Below are 16633 nucleotides of genomic sequence, written 5' to 3' on the forward strand. Positions count from 1 at the left end.
CCTGTTGTCTACTGGCACGTCGTCCCGGAGTGCCCGTCACATGATTCGCCGCTCGTTGCCTGTCGCTTTTGCCCTGTTGCTGACTACCCCGCTGTTTGCTGCGCCTGCGCAGCCACAGACCCTGTTCAACTTTGTCCGTCCGCTGGATGCGGTGCAGGTCGCTACCGAGCAGGCCAGCTTGCCGCAGCTGACGGCCGAGCCCACTGCGGACGGTGAGGTGTTGCGCCGCGTGGTGTTCAACGCCGCCGAGCGACCGACTCTCACGCTGACGCCGCAGAGTGGTGATTGGGACTGGTCGCAGACCGAGGCCATGAGCCTGCGCATCCAGAATGCGATGGACTGGGCGATCACCCTCGACGTCAGCATCACCAGCCGCGACGGTAAATCGCTCACCAGCCGTATCGCCTTACCCGCTGGCCCTGCGCAAACCCTGCTGGTGCCGCTGGCTGCCACGTCGCCGCTGGCCCAGGGCATGCGTGCCGGCCCGCCGATGCCGATCACCGTCGCCGGCCAGCGGGTTTTGCTGGCAGAAACCGTGGTCGGTGAGTTGAGTACGGCGCAGGTCAGCTCGGTCAGTCTGTCACTGGCTAATCCGGATTCGCCGCAGAGCATCCTGCTGGGCCGTTTCGGGGTGCAGCCGCTGGCTGCTGTGCAGCAGGCCGCCTACAGCGGCATCATTGATGCCTGGGGCCAGTACAACCGTGGCCAGTGGCCGGAAAAGGTCAGCAGTGACCAGCAATTGCGTGACGCGGCCGTGCGCGAGCAGGCGCAACTGAAGACCTGGCTGCAACCGAAAACCGAACAGGATATCTACGGCGGCTGGCTGAACGGCCCGCGCTTCGAGGCCAAGGGCTTCTTCCGCACCGAGAAGCAGGGTGAGCGCTGGTATCTGGTGACTCCAGAAGGGCATCCGTTCTATTCCCTCGGGGTCAATGCGGTCAGTGCCTGGCAGAGCCGTACCTATGTCGAGGGTCGCGAAGGCATGTTCAGTGCCCTGCCCAAGGAGGGCGAAGAGCTGGCCATCTATTACGGCAAGAGCAACAGCCGCAGCGCCACCGGCGCCAATCGCGGTCGCGCGTTTGACCAGGGGCGCTGGTTCGATTTCTACCGGGCCAACCTGCAGCGCAGCTATGCGCAGCCTTGCCCGGCCGTTGTCCCGCCGTTGGCGGCTTCGCCAGCGCCGGTCGAGCAGGACGTTACGCCGTGCCCGCCACCCGGTCTGGATGCTGCCCGCTGGACCGCTCACAGCCTCGATCGTCTGCAGGCCTGGGGTTTCAACACCCTGGGCAACTGGAGCGACGATACCCTCGGCGCCGCCAAGCGCATGCCCTACACCGTGCCCCTGTCGATTTCCGGTGATTACGCCACCATCAGCACCGGCCTGGACTGGTGGGGTGGCATGCCCGATCCCTTCGATCCGCGCTTCGCCATGGCTGCCGAACGGGCCATTGCCATTGCCAGTCGTGATCGCCGCGATGATCCCTGGCTGCTCGGTTTCTTCGCCGACAACGAACTGGCCTGGGCCGCACCGGGCGCTGAGCCCAAGGCCCGTTATGCGCTGGCCTACAGCACCCTGCGCCTGACCACCGATGTGCCAGCCAAACGGGCGTTCCTCAAGCAGCTGCGTGACAAGTATCGCAACCACAACGGCCTGTCCAAGGCCTGGGGCATCCAGCTGGGCGCTTGGGAGCTGATGGAAGACCCGGGTTTCGAAGCGCCGATGCCGAGCGCGGAACACCCACAGATCGAGGTCGATCTGCAGAACTTCCAGCGCCTGCTGGCCGATACCTACTTCAAGACCATCGCCGACTCGCTGAAGTGGCACGCGCCCAATCACCTGCTGCTCGGTGGCCGTTTTGCCATCACCACGCCCGAAGCGATTGCCGCCTGCGCGCAGTACTGCGATGTGGTCAGCTTCAACTTCTACACCCGCGAGCCGCAGCATGGTTATGACTTCGCGGTGCTGCGCGCGCTGGACAAGCCTTTGCTGATCAGCGAATTCCATTTCGGCTCGCGTGATCGCGGGCCGTTCTGGGGTGGGGTCAGCGAGGTGTACAAGGAAGAGGAACGTGGCCCGGCTTACGCCCACTTCCTCGACAAGGCTCTGCAAGAGCCGAGCATTGTCGGTGTGCACTGGTTCCAGTACCTCGACCAACCGGCCAGCGGTCGCCTGCTCGATGGCGAGAATGGCCACCTTGGCCTGCTCGGCATCACCGATCGGCCCTGGCAGGGCTTTGTCGAGGCGGTGCGCAAGGTCAATCTGCAGGTGCCAGGCAAGGTGCTGAAGTCGACCCAGCAGCCGGCGGCAACGCAACCCTGAGCTGCACCGTTGGTCTAACAGTCAGTCTTGGGCAAATAGCCAGGATTCACAGGAGCGCCTGGTACTGGAACAATGCCGGCCAGGTTGACCGAGGAGTATCAGGTTGCAAGTCCAGGGCTATTTCGACCTGCGTTTCGAAACGCTGAAAGAGGCGTTCGGCGAGCTATTCAGTGATATCCAGGAGCGCGGCGCCGCGCTCTGCGTGCAGATTGGCGGGGAAACCGTGGTCGATCTATGGGCCGGTGTGGCCGACAAGGACGGCGAGCAGGCCTGGCACAGCGACACCATCCTCAACCTGTTTTCCTGCACCAAACCCTTCGCTGCCGTCGCAGCCCTGCAACTGGTCGGCGAGGGCAAGCTCGATCTGGATGCGCCGGTGGCGCATTACTGGCCCGAGTTTGCCGCCGCGGGCAAGGAGCGCATCACCCCGCGTCAGCTGCTGGCGCATACCGCGGGTTTGCCGGCCCTGCGCGAGATGCTGCCGGCCGAGGCGCTGTATGACTGGCAGCAGATGATCACGGCCCTGGCCAGCGAGCAGCCCTGGTGGGAACCCGGCACGGGCCATGGCTATGCCGCCATCACCTACGGATGGCTTATCGGCGAGCTTCTGCGGCGGATTGACGGGCGTGGCCCGGGCGAATCGATCGTGGCGCGTATCGCCAAGCCGCTGGGCCTGGACTTTCATGTCGGCCTGGCCGACAGCGAATTCGAGCGCGTAGCGCATATCGCCCGCAAGAAGGGCGAGATGGGCGATGCCGCGGCGCAGCGCCTGTTGCGTTGCATGATGAGCGAACCGGCGTCCATGAGTACGCGCGCGTTCGCCAACCCGCCGTCTATCCTCACCAGCACCAATAAGCCGGAATGGCGGCGCATGCAGCAGCCGGCGGCCAATGGCCACGGCAATGCGCGGGCACTGGCCGGCTTCTATGCGGGTCTGCTCGATGGGCGCCTGCTCGAGGCCGAGCAGCTCAATGAAATGACCCGCGAGCATGCCTGTGGCGAGGACAAGACTTTGCTCACTCGCACCCGTTTTGGCCTGGGCTGCATGCTCGATCAGGCGGACGTGGCCAATGCCACCTATGGCCTGGGGCGCAAGGCGTTCGGTCATCCGGGGGCGGGTGGTTCGGTAGGCTTTGCCGACCCGCAGCGCGATATCGCGTTCGGTTTTGTTACCAACAGCCTTGGCCCCTATGTATTGATGGACCCGCGTGCGCAGAAACTGGCGCGTGCGCTGGCTCAATGTCTTTGAACCCTGTTTTGTGGAAGGTCGAAATGCGTAAAAATTCTCTGGCCCTGCTGTTCTGCTTCAGCCTTGCTGCCTGTGCCGGTTCTGCCGACAAGGCCGGTGACTCCGCTTCCACCAGCAACAGCTGGTGGCCCTTCAGTTCGGCAGAAAAGAGTACGGCCAAGGCCAAAACGGCGGCGCCGAAGATCGACCACCAGCTCACCGATGCCTGGCTGGACGAATACGAGCCGCGCCTGCGCGAGGCGCTGAAAGGCAGCAAGATGCAGCTGGAACGGCAGAAGAACGTGCTGGTGGTTACGGCCCCGGTGGACAGTTCGTTCAATCCGGATCGCCCGAGCATGCTGATGCCGGCGGTGCTCGGTCCTTTCACCCGGGTGGCCAAGATTCTCGAGAAAGACTCGCGCACTGCCGTACTGATCCTTGGTCACGCCGACAGCAAGGGCCAGGTCGAAGACAACCGCAAACTCAGTGAAGACCGTGCCAAGGCCGTAGCTTCGATCTTCCGTCTCAGTGGCCTGCAGCGTGATCGTCTGCTGCTCAAGGGCGTAGGCTCGAACATGCCGCGCGCCGCCAACGACAGCAACGAAGGCCGTGCCCTGAACCGCCGTGTGGAAATCGTCCTGACGCCCAAGCCGACCCTTGTCGCCTTGCTGGCCAAGTACAACCAGCCTGCTGTTCCGAGCAAGACTGTCGCAGATCAAACTACCAAGGTTGCGGCGGAATAAACTGGGCCATCATTCCAAGGAGAGTCCCATGGCCCAGTCCCTTGCCGATATGCGCCGCGATTACACGCGCGATGGCCTCAGTGAAACACAGGCCCCGGCCGAGCCGTTCAGCCTGTTTCGCCAATGGTTTGCCGATGCGGTGAAGACCGAGCAGTTGCCGGTTGAGCCGAATGCCATGACCCTGGCCACGGTCGATGAAGAAGGTCGTCCGCATTGCCGGGTTCTGCTGCTAAAGGGCCTGGACGAGCACGGCTTCACCTTCTTCAGCAATTACGACAGCGCCAAGGGTGAGCAGCTCGCGGCTCGTCCGTTTGCCGCCATGACCTTCTTCTGGCCCAGCCTGGAGCGCCAGGTGCGCATCGAAGGGCGGGTGGAGAAGGTCAGTGCCGAGGAATCCGATGCCTACTTCCAGGTGCGCCCGCTGGGTAGTCGCCTGGGTGCCTGGGCCTCGCCGCAGAGTCGGGTGATTGCCGATCGCGCCGAGCTGGAAGGCCTGCTCGCGGAAACCGAGCGCCGTTTCCTCGATAGCGCCCCGCATTGCCCGCCGCACTGGGGCGGCTATCGCCTGTTGCCCGAGCGCATCGAGTTCTGGCAGGGCCGGGCCAGTCGCCTGCACGACCGTCTCAACTATCGCCTGCTGAACGACGCCTGGCAGCGCGAGCGTCTCGCGCCCTGAACCGCGTCCTGCACCTGGCGCGGCAGCCATGAAGATCGTTATCGCTCCCGACTCTTTCAAGGAGAGTCTCGGCGCCGCCGCAGTGGCTGAGGCGATTGCTCGCGGCTGGCGACAGGTGTTTCCGCAGGCCGAGATCATTCTGCTGCCTATGGCCGATGGTGGCGAGGGCACGGTCGATGCGCTGCTCGCCGCAGTCGGTGGCGAACGCCGCGAGTGCCAGGTGCGTGGTCCGCTCGGCACGCCGGTGCGCGCGCACTGGGGCTGGCTGGACAACGCCACTGCAGTGCTCGAAATGGCCGCCGCCAGTGGCCTGCACTGGGTCGCGCCCGCCCAGCGCGATGCTACCCGTACCGGTACTTACGGAACCGGTGAACTGATCCGCCAGGCCCTGGATGCGGGCGCCACGCGGATCATTCTCGGTCTGGGTGGCAGTGCCACTAACGATGGCGGTGCCGGTCTGCTGCAGGCGCTGGGTGTGCGCTTGCTCGATCGTCACGGCGCCGAACTGGCACCCGGCGGTGTGGCGCTGGCCGGGCTGGTTCGCCTGGATATCAGTGGCCTCGACCCACGCTTGCAGCACGTGCGGGTCGAGGTGGCGGCCGATGTCGACAACCCGCTGTGTGGCCCGCGTGGCGCCTCCCGGGTATTCGGCCCGCAGAAGGGAGCCAGTCCGGCTCAGGTGGAACGGCTCGACGCCGCACTGGCGCACTATGCGCAGTGTGTCGCCGCAATCCTGGGTGAGGATCACCGCGACTCTCCGGGTGTCGGTGCGGCGGGTGGGGTGGGCTTTGCCTGCAAGGCTTTCCTGCACGCGAGCTTTCGTCCTGGCATCGAACTGGTGGCCGAGCTGTCTGGCCTGGCGCAAGCGCTGCAAGGGGCCGATCTGCTGATTACCGGCGAAGGCCGCCTGGATGCGCAGAGCCTGCACGGCAAGACCCCGGTTGGCGTTGCCCGCATCGCCCAGGCTGCCGGGGTGCCGGTGATCGCCCTGGCGGGTAGCCTGGGTGAGGATTATCAGGCGCTTTATGGTGCCGGCATTGCCGCCGCATTCAGTCTTACGCCAGGGCCGCTCAGTCTGGAGCAGGCCTGCAGCGAGGCAGCAGAGCAACTGGAAGCGCGCAGTGTCGATCTGGCCCGCCTGTGGCGCCTGGCTCAGGCGGCGCGGTAGGTGTCGGCGGCTTGCTGCAGCCAGGCGGGTAGATCACGGCACTTGATGCCGGCGGTCTTGGCTTCGGCCAGGCGCTCGAGCATATAGGCGCGCTTGGCTGGATCGCCGTCGGCCAGCGATAACGCCAGGTCACGATCCATCCAGCGCTTGATGCGCACGTACAGCCACCAGTGAAAATACAGGCCGGCGGCCGTGGTAATGACGATGATGAAATAATCCATGGCAAATCCTGTGCTATTGCTGGCTTTACCCTAATCAATCAGTGCGCCGCCGGGAATCGGACCTATTGTCGCGACCATCCTCTATATTCAGAGCAGGGCAGCGGTGACAGAGCGCAATGGGCGCGGTCTAATGTTCACTGTCTTACACGGAGAGAACCCAATGCGTAAATCCATGCTGTTGACTGCAACCTTCACCGCTCTGGCTCTGACGTTGGGCGGCTGTGCCTCCAACCTCAGTGGCGATAGCTACAGCCGCGACGAAGCGCGCAAGGTGCAGACCGTGCGCATGGGCACCATCGAGTCGCTGCGCCCGGTGAAGATCGAAGGCACCAAGACGCCAATCGGCGCCGGCGCCGGTGCCGTGGTGGGTGGCGTGGCCGGCAGCACTGTCGGCGGTGGCCGCGGTTCGGTGGTGGCCGCGGTGATTGGCGCCGTGGCTGGCGGCCTGCTCGGTTCCATGACCGAAGAAGGTCTGACCCGTACCCAGGGCGTGGAAATCACCGTGCGTGAAGACGACGGCACCCTGCGCGCCTACGTGCAGCAAGTGCAGGAGAACGAGATTTTTCGCGTTGGTGAGCGTGTACGCATCATGACCGTCGACGGCACTAGCCGCGTCGCTCACTGATAGCCAAACGGCCCGATATTTTTCGGGCCGTTTCACTAGTGGCTCTATCAGTCTCTAGTGTTTAGATAAATTTTAGTAATAATTCATCCATGACTTGCCCCCTGTGGTTATGGATAATCGGCGACTAGTTTTGCGCTGAAGGCGCAGAGGCGTTCAGGACGATTGGTTCTGCGCAGGCATCGCCGGCACCCGGCGGGCCGCTGCAGGCCTGCTGTGGGGAGAGTCAATGGAGCTGTTGCTCATCGTCGGATTGCCGTTTCTCGGCGCCTTGCTTCCCGTCCTGTTCGAGCGCCATGGCCGTCTGGCCTGTAGCATGGCCACTGCTCTGGCACCGCTGCTCGCCCTGAGTTGGCTGCTGTGGCTGGCCCCGCAGGTATTCGCCGGCGAGGTGCTGCTGGTGAGTCAGCCTTGGCTGCCACAGCTGGGTTTCAATCTGTCGCTGCGCCTGGATGGCCTGGCCTTGCTGTTTGCCCTGCTGATCCTCGGCATCGGCCTGCTGGTCATCCTCTACGCCCGCTACTACCTCTCCGAGCGCGAGCCGATCGGCCGCTTCTTCAGCTACCTACTGCTGTTCATGGGCGCCATGCTCGGCGTGGTGCTGTCGGAAAACCTGCTGTTGATGCTTACCTTCTGGGAGCTGACCAGCCTGTCGTCGTTCCTCCTGATCGGCTTCTGGGGGGAGCGCAGCGACGCCCGCAAGGGCGCGCGCATGGCCCTGGCGGTGACCGGCGGCGGTGGCTTGGCCTTGCTTGCCGGTATCCTGCTGATAGGCCACATGGTCGGCAGTTTCGAGCTGAGCACAGTGCTGGCCAGCGGCGATCTGATCCGCGCCCACGCGCTCTATCCCGTGGCGCTGGTACTGGTGCTGCTGGGGGCCTTCACCAAATCGGCGCAGTTTCCCTTCCATTTCTGGCTGCCTCACGCGATGGCTGCACCGACTCCGGTGTCGGCCTATCTGCACTCGGCGACCATGGTCAAGGCCGGAGTGTTCCTCCTCGCACGGCTGTATCCAGCGTTGTCCGGCTCAGACCTGTGGTTCTACCTGGTCAGCCTCGCTGGCTTGGCGACCCTATTGCTGGGCGCATTCATGGCGCTGTTCCAGCACGACCTCAAGGGTTTGCTAGCGTACTCGACCATCAGCCACCTGGGTCTGATCACCCTGCTGTTTGGCCTCGACTCACCGCTTTCCAACGTCGCTGCGGTGTTCCACATCATCAACCACGCGACCTTCAAGGCTTCGTTGTTCATGGCGGCGGGGATCATCGACCATGAGACCGGCAGCCGCGACATGCGCCGCATCAATGGCATGTGGAAGTACCTGCCGCACACCGCAGTGCTGGCCATGGTGGCGTCCTCGGCGATGGCTGGGGTGCCGCTGCTTAATGGCTTTCTGAGCAAGGAGATGTTTTTTGGCGAGGCGCTGCAGCAGGCCCAGCTGGGTAGCTTCAACTGGGTGATCCCGGCAGCCGCAGTGCTGGCCGGGGTGTTCTCGGTGGCCTACTCGCTGCGCTTCGTGCACGACGTGTTCTTTAATGGCGAGCCAGTCAACCTGCCCAAGTTCCCGCCCCACGAGCCGCCGCGTTACATGAAAGTGCCAGTTGAGATCCTGGTGTTTCTCTGCCTGCTGGTCGGCATGTTGCCTGGCTACACCGTGGCACCGCTGCTGGCGGTGGCGGCGCAGGCCAGTCTGGGCGGCACGCTGCCGGCCTATGACCTGGCGGTCTGGCACGGCCTCAATCTGCCGCTACTGATGAGCTGCGTGGCACTGCTGGGCGGCATCCTCGTGTATGTCTGCCGCCAGCCGCTGTTCCGCTGGTATGCCGGTCTGCCGGAAGTGGATGCCAAGCTGATTTTCGAGCAGCAGGTACAGCGGGTCACGGCCTTCGCCCGTTGGCTGACCGGCTTGCTGGAAAATGGCTCGCAGCAGCGCTACCTGGCGCTGCTGCTGGGCAGCGCTCTGGTAGTGAGCGGCGTCGCTCTGGCGCCCCTGGCGCAGTTGGGTGGCGATCGGGTACTGACGCCGCTGGATGGCATCACCGCCCTAGGGCTGGTGCTGCTGGCGGCCAGTGGCGTGCTGACCGCGATCTTCCATCGCCAGCGCCTGGTCGCGCTGCTGATCCTCGGCGTCGGTGGCATGCTGGTGGCGTTGGCCTTCGCCCGTTTTTCCGCACCGGACCTGGCGCTGACCCAGCTGGTGGTCGAGCTGGTGACCCTGGTGCTGCTGGTGCTGGCACTGTATTACCTGCCGTCGCGCACGCCGGAGGAAAGCTCCAGCCTGCGCGGTCTGCGCGACTTCATCCTGGCCGGCGGCTGTGGGGTGATGGTGGCCTTGCTGGCATATGGCGTGCTGACCCGGCCCTATGCCGGGATTGCCGAGTTCTTCCTGGCCAATAGCGTCAGTGGCGGCGGTGGCACCAACGTGGTCAATGTGATTCTGGTCGACTTCCGCGGCTTCGATACCCTGGGCGAGATCACCGTGCTGGCGATTGCCGCGGTGGGCATCGTCGCCATGCTCAATGGCCTACATCTGCGCAATCCGACCTGCGACCCGCAAGGGCGGCGTTGGGCCTGGGCCAAGTACCCGCTGATCCTCAAGACCCTGTCGCGCCTGCTGCTGCCGCTGGCAATTCTGATCTCGGTGTTCATCTTCCTGCGAGGGCACAACCTGCCGGGTGGCGGCTTCATCGCCGGGCTGATCACCGCGGTGGCGCTGATCCTGCAATTCATTGCCAATGGCGTAGCCTGGGTCGAGGAGCGTCTGCCGCTCAACTACCAGCGCATGGCTGGCCTCGGCGTGTTGCTCGCCGGGCTCACCGGGCTGGGCAGCTGGGCCTTCGGCCGGCCGTTCCTGACCACCGCGTTCGGCCACTTCGAACTGCCGCTGGTGGGCGAGTTCGAACTGGCCACGGCCATGCTGTTCGATCTCGGCGTGTTTTTCACGGTGGTGGGCGCCACGCTGCTGATCCTGGTCAACCTGGGGCGGGTCAGCCTAGCCCCGCCTGCCAGCGAGGAGATTCACTGATGGAGGCGCTGTTTGCCGTGACCCTGGGCCTGCTCACCGCCAGCGGCGTGTACCTGTTGCTGCGCGCGCGCACCTTTGCCGTAGTGCTGGGGCTGACGTTGCTGTCCTATGCGGTCAACCTGTTCCTGTTCGCCATGGGCCGTCTGAGCGGCTCGCCGGCGGTGCTGGGGCAGGGTGGCGTTCCGGCCGATCCGGTGCCGCAGGCGCTGGTGCTCACCGCCATCGTCATTGGCTTCGCCATGACCGCGTTCCTGGTGGTGTTGGCCCTGCGTGGCGTTGCCGACCTGGGTAATGACCATGTCGACGGGCAGCCGGATGAGGAGGCGCCACGGTGAGTCACTGGCTGATCCTGCCCATCCTGCTGCCGCTGTTCTGTGGCGGCCTGCTGCTGGTGCTGCCGTCCTACGAGCGGGTCAAGCGCGGCCTGTCGGTGCTCGCCACCCTGGCCCTGTTGCCGCTGAGCTTGGCCCTGCTGGTTCAGGCCGATAGCGGCCCCTTGCAGGTCTATGCGTTGGGTGACTGGCGTCCGCCGTTCGGTATCGTGCTGGTGCTCGATCGCCTGGCCGCGCTGATGCTGTTGGCCACTGCGGTGCTGGCCAGCGCCGCAGTGCTGTACGCGGTGCGCGGCGATGACCGCGCCGGGCCGCGTTTCCATGCGTTGTTCCAGTTCCAGTTGCTCGGGGTCAACGGTGCCTTCCTTACCGGCGACCTGTTCAACCTGTTCGTGTTCTTCGAAATTCTGCTGATTGCCTCCTACGCCCTGCTGCTGCATGGCGGCGGCGCGCAGCGGGTGAGGGCAGGGCTGCATTACGTGGTGCTCAACCTGTGTGGTTCGGCGCTGTTCCTGATTGCGGTCGGTACGCTCTATGGCCTGACCGGCACCCTGAATATGGCCGATCTGTCCGTGCAGGTGGCTGCCGCGACGGCCGATACGGCGCCGCTGCTGGCCGCGGCAGGGTTGCTCCTGCTGCTGGTGTTCGCCCTCAAGGCGGCGCTGCTGCCGCTGTACTTCTGGTTGCCGCGCGCCTATGCGGTGGCCGGGGCACCGGTGGCGGCGCTGTTCGCGATCATGACCAAGGTTGGTATCTACGCGATCCTGCGCGTGTATACGCAGGTGTTCGGCGACGCTGCTGGCCTGCTGGCCAACCTGGCTCAGGCCTGGCTGTGGCCAATGGCGCTGGCGAGCGTGCTGCTGGGGGCGTGCGGTGCACTGGCGGCGCGTACCCTGCAGAGCCTGCTGGCCTACCTGGTGGTGGTGTCTGCCGGCACGCTGCTGGCAGTCATCGCCCTGGGCACGATCGAGGCACAGGCGGCGGCGCTGTTTTACCTGCTGCACAGCACCTGGGTCGCCGGCGGCCTGTTTCTGTTCGCCGACCTGCTGGCGCGCCAGCGTGGCGACCAGGCCGGCGAGCTGGTGCAGGGCCCCGCGCTGGAACATCCGATGCTGCTCGGCGCGCTGTTCTTCTTCGGCGCGATTGCGGTGGTCGGTCTGCCACCCTTGTCCGGTTTCTTCGCCAAGCTGCTGTTGCTCCAGGCGGTGCCGCCCGGTGGTTCGGCGCTGGCCTTGTGGAGCGTGTTGCTGGGGGCGGGCTTGTGCACCCTGGTGGCGCTCAGTCGTGCCGGTAGCACGCTGTTCTGGCGGGTCGGACGCAGTACCCTGGACAGCGCCGAGCTGGATCGCGGGCGCCTGCTCGTGACCCTGTTGCTGCTGGCCTGCAGCCTGCTTCTGGTCGTGCTGGCCGCGCCGCTGATCGACTACACCAAGGCTGCCGCAGCCCAGCTGCATGACATCGCCCAGTACCGGGCCATTCTCGCGGAGGGTGCACCATGAGCCGCTGGTTACCGCATCCGGCGCATAGCCTGTTGCTGTTGCTGACCTGGATGCTGCTGGTGGACACTTTCGCCTTTGGCCATTGGTTGCTCGGCAGCGTACTGGCGATCGTCATTCCACTGCTGTTCAAGCGCCTGCTGATCGAACATCCCAAGGGCTGGAAACCGCTCAAGCTGCTGCGTTTCCTGCTGCTGGTGGTAGGCGACATCCTGGTGGCCAACTTCCATGTCGCGCGCCTGACCCTGGGCCGGATGAAGACCCTGCGTCCCGGCTTTGTCGAGGTGCCGATCGAACTGGATAACGAACTGGCCATCAGCGTGCTGGTCAGCGTGGTATCGCTGACCCCCGGCTCGCTGGCCGCCGACCTCAGCCTGGATAAGCGCACCCTGCTGGTCCACGGCCTCGATGTGCCGGACCCGCAAGCCATGATCGACGAGATCAAGCAGCGCTACGAGGCGCCGCTGAAGGAGATATTCCCATGCTCGCCTACGTGATCCCGCTGTGCCTGGCCATGCTCGGCCTGGCTCTGCTGCTGGCGGCGGCGCGTCTGGTCAAGGGCCCGAGCCTGCCGGACCGGGTGCTGGCGCTGGATACCCTGTATATCAATGCCATCGCTTTGATCATCCTCTACGGTATCTGGCAGGGTAGCGAGCTGTTCTTCGAGGTGGCGCTGTTGATCGCCGTGCTCGGTTTCGTCAGCACTGTGGCGCTGGCCAAGTACATGTTGCGCGGAGACATCATCGAATGAGCCTGTGGCTGGAAATCCTCGTTTCGCTGTTGCTGTTGCTCGGCAGCGCCTTCGTGCTGATCGGCGCGATCGGCCTGTACCGCCTGCCGGACTTCTTCATGCGTCTGCATGGCCCGACGAAGGCCACCACCTTGGGTGTGGGTGGCATGGTGGTAGCCTCGCTGATCTTCTTCAGCGTAGGTGAGCAGACCCTGAGCTCCCACGAGCTGCTGATCAGCCTGTTCCTGTTTATCAGCGCGCCGGTCAGCGCCTACATGTTGGCCAAGGCCGCGGTGCTGCACCAGTTGCCGCTGGAGCAGAAGACCCGCGGCAAACCCTGGCAGCAGTAAACAGTTTTGCTGCACCGCTGTGCCTGTCGGGGAATTGCTCGTGCGCTCTACACTTGCCTCTTTGGCGGAGGTAGGCGATGACCTGGCAGGGGCGGTGGGTGGCAATGGTGTGTCTGGTGGTGGCGATGGCCCTGTGGGGCAGTTCGTTCATCGCCCTCAAGTTCGCCTTCAGCGAACTGCCGCCGATGTGGGTGATCTTCGGTCGCATGGCCCTGGGCAGCCTGGTGTTTCTGCTGGCCTGGCGCTGGCGGGGACGGCTCGACTATCGCGCCGGTGACTGGAAATACCTGCTCGCCCTGACTGCTTGCGAGCCCTGTCTGTACTTCATCTTCGAGGCACTGGCGTTGCAGCACACCAGCGCCGCTCAGGCCGGGATGATCACCGCGCTGTTGCCGTTGCTGGTGGCGATGGGCGCCTATCTGTTCCTGCATGAACGCATCACTCGCACCACCCTGGCAGGCTTTCTCCTGGCGGTGGTCGGCGCGGTGTGGCTGAGCCTGGCCGGCGAGGCCAGCAGCAGTGCGCCGGCGCCACTGCTGGGCAACTTTTACGAATTCCTCGCCATGCTGTGTGCCATGGGCTACACGCTGCTGCTGAAATTTCTCTCTCAGCGCTACTCGCCATTCATCCTCACCGCCATGCAGGCCTTCATTGGTTCGCTGTTCTTCCTGCCGCTGGCGCTGGTTACCGAGCCGCTGCCCAGTCAGTTCAGTGTCCTCGGCGTCGGCTCGGTGGTGTACCTCGGCCTGGTGGTCACGGTGGGTGCCTATGGCCTCTATAACTATGGGGTGAGCCGCCTGCCGGCCAGCCAGGCGTCGGGGTTCACCAACCTGATCCCGGTGTTCACCCTGCTCTTCGCCGCGCTGCTGCTGGGGGAACGCCTCAGTCCGTTGCAATACCTGGCGGCGGCACTGGTGTTCGCCGGCGTGGCGCTGAGCCAGTGGCGCAGCCAGGTGCCGCCGCCAGCCGGGATTCTCGATTGAGGAACAGTCATGAGCGATAGCCGTCAATGGACCCGTGAAGCCGTGCGCATCATCGAGGCGGACTTCCAGCGCAGCGCCGACACCCACCTGATCCCCCTGGCGCTGCCGGGCTTTGCCGGCATCGAGCTGTACTTCAAGGACGAGTCCAGCCACCCCACCGGCAGCCTCAAGCACCGCCTGGCCCGCTCGCTGTTTCTCTATGCCCTGTGCAATGGCTGGCTCAAGCCGGGCGCCCCGGTGATCGAGGCGTCCAGCGGCTCCACGGCGATCTCCGAGGCCTATTTCGCCCGCCTGCTCGGCCTGCCTTTCATCGCCGTGGTGCCGGCCAGCACGGCCCGCGAGAAGCTGGCGCAGATCGCCTTCTACGGTGGCCAGGCCCATCTGGTCGCCGACCCGACGCAGATCCACGCCGAGTCCCGGCGCCTGGCCGCCGCGCACGGCGGTCATTTCATGGACCAGTTCACCTACGCCGAGCGCGCCACCGACTGGCGCGCCAACAACAATATCGCCGAGTCGATCTTCCAGCAGATGCGCCACGAGCGGTTCCCCGAGCCCAGCTGGCTGGTGTCCAGCCCCGGCACCGGTGGCACCCTGGCTACCCTCGGGCGCTACGTGCGCTACCGCCAGCTCGCCACCCGGGTGCTGTGCGCCGATGCCGAGCGCTCGGTGTTCTTCGACAGCTACCTCAGCGGCGACCGCAGCCTGACTCTGGACTGCGGCTCGCGCATCGAGGGCATCGGTCGGCCCCGGGTCGAACCCTCGTTCCTGCCCCAGGTGATCGACGCCATGTGCCAGGTGCCGGACGCCCTGTCGCTGGCGGCCATGCATTACCTGGCGCAGCGCCTGGGGCGCCGGGTTGGCGCTTCCAGTGGCACCAACCTGGTGGGCGCGCTGCTGGCCGCGCAGCAGATGCGGGCGGCCGGCGAACAGGGCTCGCTGGTTGCGATTCTCTGTGATGGCGGTGAGCGTTACGCCACCAGTTATTACGATGCCAGCTGGCTGCAGGCCGAGGGCTTCGAGCTGGCGCCGCTGATCGATGGCATCGCCGCCTGCGCCGAGCGGGGCATCGCCTTGCCGGACCATTTGCGCCGGGCCGGCCTGTGAATCCCGCCAGCCGCCTGGCAGAGCCGGCGGATGTGCCGGCGATGGCCGCCTTGATCTTCGAACATGGCGCCAACCCCTGGAACTACCTGCCGCAGGAGGCGGTGCTGGGGCATCTGCACGGCATAGTCGAGGGCAGTGTGCAGGCCGTACTGGCCGAGCAAGCGGGGGAACTGGTCGGGTTCGTCACCTTCCTGCCCAGCAGCAACTGCCGCGATTACCAGCCGGCGCCGCGTCGCGATCTGCCCCAGGGCTACATCGGCGAGGCGGTGGTGCACCGCGACCTGGCGGGCCAGGGCCTGGGCTCTCGGCTACTGGGGGAGGCGGTGAACCAGCTGGTGGCGCAGGGAATACGCGACATCTACATCGAACGCCACGAGGAGAATCCCGGCTCGGCGGGGATGATGCGCAAGGCCGGTTTCGTCGAGGTACGCACCTTTGCCGACCCCGAGCGCCGCGCCAATGGCTCGCGGCGCACCACGCTGTGCTACCTGCAGGTCGAGTAAAGGCAGCCGGCTGCTACAGGCTTGGCCCCTGCGGCTTGAGCCAGGCCAGCAGCACATCCAGCAGGCGGTTGGCGAACGCCCATTCGTTGTCGTACCAGGCCAGCACCTTGACCAGGTCGGTGCCCTGCACGCGGGTGTGGTTGAGGTCGACCACGCAGGACACCGGGTAGCCATTGAAGTCGCAGGACACCAGGGGCAGGTCGTTGCATTCCATCACCCCCAGCGGGAATTGCCGGGCGGCTTTGCTCAGGGTGTCGTTGATCGCCTCGCGGCTGGTCGGGTGCTCGCTGTGGAAGGTCAGGTCGAGCAGCGACACGTTGGCGGTCGGCACGCGAATCGCCAGGCCATCCAGGCGGCCGGCCAGCTCCGGGATGACCAGGCCTATCGCCTTGGCCGCACCGGTGCTGGTGGGAATCATCGACAGGGCCGCGGCGCGGGCGCGATAGAGGTCGTTGTGGGTCTTGTCCAGCAGGTTCTGGTCGTTGGTGTAGGCATGCACCGTGGTCATCAGGCCCTGGCGGATGCCTACCGCGGTGTGCAGCACCTGCGCCAGTGGCGCCAGGCAGTTGGTGGTGCAGGAGGCGTTGGAGACGATCTGCTGGTTGCCCAGCAGGTGGTGGTTGACGCCGTAGACTACGGTCAGGTCGGCCGTATCCAGCGGGTGCGAGAGCAGTACCCGTGGGGCGCCGGCGGCCAGATGCTGTTCGGCCAGCACGCGTTTTTTCAGGCGTCCGGTGCAGTCGATCACCACATCCACGGCCAGCTGCTTCCAGGGCAGCTGGATGATGTCTTTCTCGCCGAACAGGCGGATCGACTGGCCGTGCACCTGGAGGATGTCATCGTGCAGGTCGACATGGCCGTGGAAGCGGCCAAAGGTGGAGTCGAAGCGGGTCAGGTGGGCAAGGGTCTTGAATTCACCGAGTTCGTTGATCGCTTCGACGTGCAGCTGGTTTTCCAGTCCACGTTCGAATAGCGCACGAACCAGGGCGCGGCCAATGCGCCCATATCCATTGAGGGCAATACGCAGCATGGCAGTCTCCGACTTGCTGGTTTGCCTAGAGCATAGGCGCCGGATGCAGATGCTGCGTCAGAGGCTGGGCAGAAGATTCAAACCAGCGTGAAGCCCTCATCT

16 protein-coding genes and 1 pseudogene are annotated in these 16633 nt (G+C 65.1%); 15 read left to right on the forward strand and 2 right to left on the reverse strand.

The window, feature by feature from the left end; all coding sequences use genetic code 11:
* Positions 1-40: 40 nt before the first annotated feature.
* The 5 genes and pseudogenes from H3H45_RS08875 to H3H45_RS08895 all read left to right on the forward strand — a co-directional run bounded on the left by H3H45_RS08875 (position 41) and on the right by H3H45_RS08895 (position 6135).
* Complete coding sequence (locus tag H3H45_RS08875; protein WP_182833374.1) at positions 41-2320, forward strand: beta-agarase; 2280 nt, start codon at positions 41-43, stop codon at positions 2318-2320.
* 103 nt (positions 2321-2423) lie between these two features.
* Complete coding sequence (locus H3H45_RS08880; RefSeq protein ID WP_182833375.1) at positions 2424-3569, forward strand: serine hydrolase domain-containing protein; 1146 nt, start codon at positions 2424-2426, stop codon at positions 3567-3569.
* 23 nt (positions 3570-3592) lie between these two features.
* Positions 3593-4288: pseudogene (locus H3H45_RS08885) on the forward strand (OmpA family protein); the annotation flags it as partial.
* 31 nt (positions 4289-4319) lie between these two features.
* Complete coding sequence (pdxH, locus tag H3H45_RS08890) at positions 4320-4967, forward strand: pyridoxamine 5'-phosphate oxidase (protein WP_182833377.1); 648 nt, start codon at positions 4320-4322, stop codon at positions 4965-4967.
* 28 nt (positions 4968-4995) lie between these two features.
* Positions 4996-6135, forward strand: coding sequence for a glycerate kinase (locus tag H3H45_RS08895; RefSeq protein WP_182833378.1), 1140 nt, complete (start codon positions 4996-4998; stop codon positions 6133-6135).
* Here H3H45_RS08895 and H3H45_RS08900 read toward each other — a convergent pair.
* The gene (locus H3H45_RS08900) at positions 6120-6356 is read right to left on the reverse strand and encodes a hypothetical protein (RefSeq protein ID WP_182833379.1); all 237 of its coding nucleotides are present in this window, start codon (positions 6354-6356) and stop codon (positions 6120-6122) included. The two genes, H3H45_RS08895 and H3H45_RS08900, sit on opposite strands and share 16 nt — an antisense overlap.
* Before the next feature lie 160 nt (positions 6357-6516).
* On the opposite strand from H3H45_RS08900, the gene H3H45_RS08905 reads away from it, so the two are divergent.
* The 10 genes from H3H45_RS08905 (at position 6517) to H3H45_RS08950 (ending at position 15501) form a co-directional block, all read left to right on the forward strand.
* Entirely contained in the window at positions 6517-6981 is a 465-nt protein-coding gene (locus H3H45_RS08905; RefSeq protein ID WP_182833380.1) for an outer membrane lipoprotein, read from the forward strand.
* 226 nt (positions 6982-7207) lie between these two features.
* On the forward strand, positions 7208-10003 hold the full coding sequence (locus H3H45_RS08910) for a monovalent cation/H+ antiporter subunit A (protein WP_182833381.1): 2796 nt from the start codon (positions 7208-7210) through the stop codon (positions 10001-10003).
* Positions 10003-10338, forward strand: a complete 336-nt coding sequence (locus tag H3H45_RS08915; RefSeq protein ID WP_182833382.1) for a Na+/H+ antiporter subunit C — start codon at positions 10003-10005, stop codon at positions 10336-10338. Before H3H45_RS08910 ends, H3H45_RS08915 begins: the two co-directional genes overlap by 1 nt.
* A complete protein-coding gene (locus tag H3H45_RS08920; RefSeq protein WP_182833383.1) occupies positions 10335-11834 on the forward strand; it encodes a monovalent cation/H+ antiporter subunit D in 1500 nt (499 codons plus the stop codon). Before H3H45_RS08915 ends, H3H45_RS08920 begins: the two co-directional genes overlap by 4 nt.
* Entirely contained in the window at positions 11831-12328 is a 498-nt protein-coding gene (locus H3H45_RS08925; protein WP_182833384.1) for a Na+/H+ antiporter subunit E, read from the forward strand. Before H3H45_RS08920 ends, H3H45_RS08925 begins: the two co-directional genes overlap by 4 nt.
* Positions 12313-12582 carry a K+/H+ antiporter subunit F gene (locus H3H45_RS08930; RefSeq protein ID WP_182833385.1) on the forward strand — a complete coding sequence of 90 codons (270 nt, stop codon included), beginning with the start codon at positions 12313-12315 and terminating at the stop codon, positions 12580-12582. Before H3H45_RS08925 ends, H3H45_RS08930 begins: the two co-directional genes overlap by 16 nt.
* Complete coding sequence (locus tag H3H45_RS08935; protein ID WP_182833386.1) at positions 12579-12911, forward strand: Na+/H+ antiporter subunit G; 333 nt, start codon at positions 12579-12581, stop codon at positions 12909-12911. Before H3H45_RS08930 ends, H3H45_RS08935 begins: the two co-directional genes overlap by 4 nt.
* 77 nt (positions 12912-12988) lie before the next feature.
* Positions 12989-13894 carry a DMT family transporter gene (locus tag H3H45_RS08940; RefSeq protein WP_182833387.1) on the forward strand — a complete coding sequence of 302 codons (906 nt, stop codon included), beginning with the start codon at positions 12989-12991 and terminating at the stop codon, positions 13892-13894.
* 9 nt (positions 13895-13903) lie between these two features.
* Positions 13904-14998, forward strand: coding sequence for a PLP-dependent cysteine synthase family protein (locus H3H45_RS08945; RefSeq protein WP_182833388.1), 1095 nt, complete (start codon positions 13904-13906; stop codon positions 14996-14998).
* 41 nt (positions 14999-15039) lie between these two features.
* Entirely contained in the window at positions 15040-15501 is a 462-nt protein-coding gene (locus H3H45_RS08950; RefSeq protein ID WP_182833892.1) for a GNAT family N-acetyltransferase, read from the forward strand.
* A 13-nt stretch (positions 15502-15514) separates the two neighbouring features.
* Here the strand turns inward: H3H45_RS08950 and gap are convergent, their stop codons facing one another.
* Entirely contained in the window at positions 15515-16531 is a 1017-nt protein-coding gene (gene gap / locus H3H45_RS08955) for a type I glyceraldehyde-3-phosphate dehydrogenase (protein WP_182833389.1), read from the reverse strand.
* Positions 16532-16633 lie beyond the last annotated feature (102 nt).

Source organism: Aquipseudomonas guryensis (assembly GCF_014164785.1).
GTDB classification, from domain to species: Bacteria; Pseudomonadota; Gammaproteobacteria; order Pseudomonadales; family Pseudomonadaceae; genus Aquipseudomonas; species Aquipseudomonas guryensis.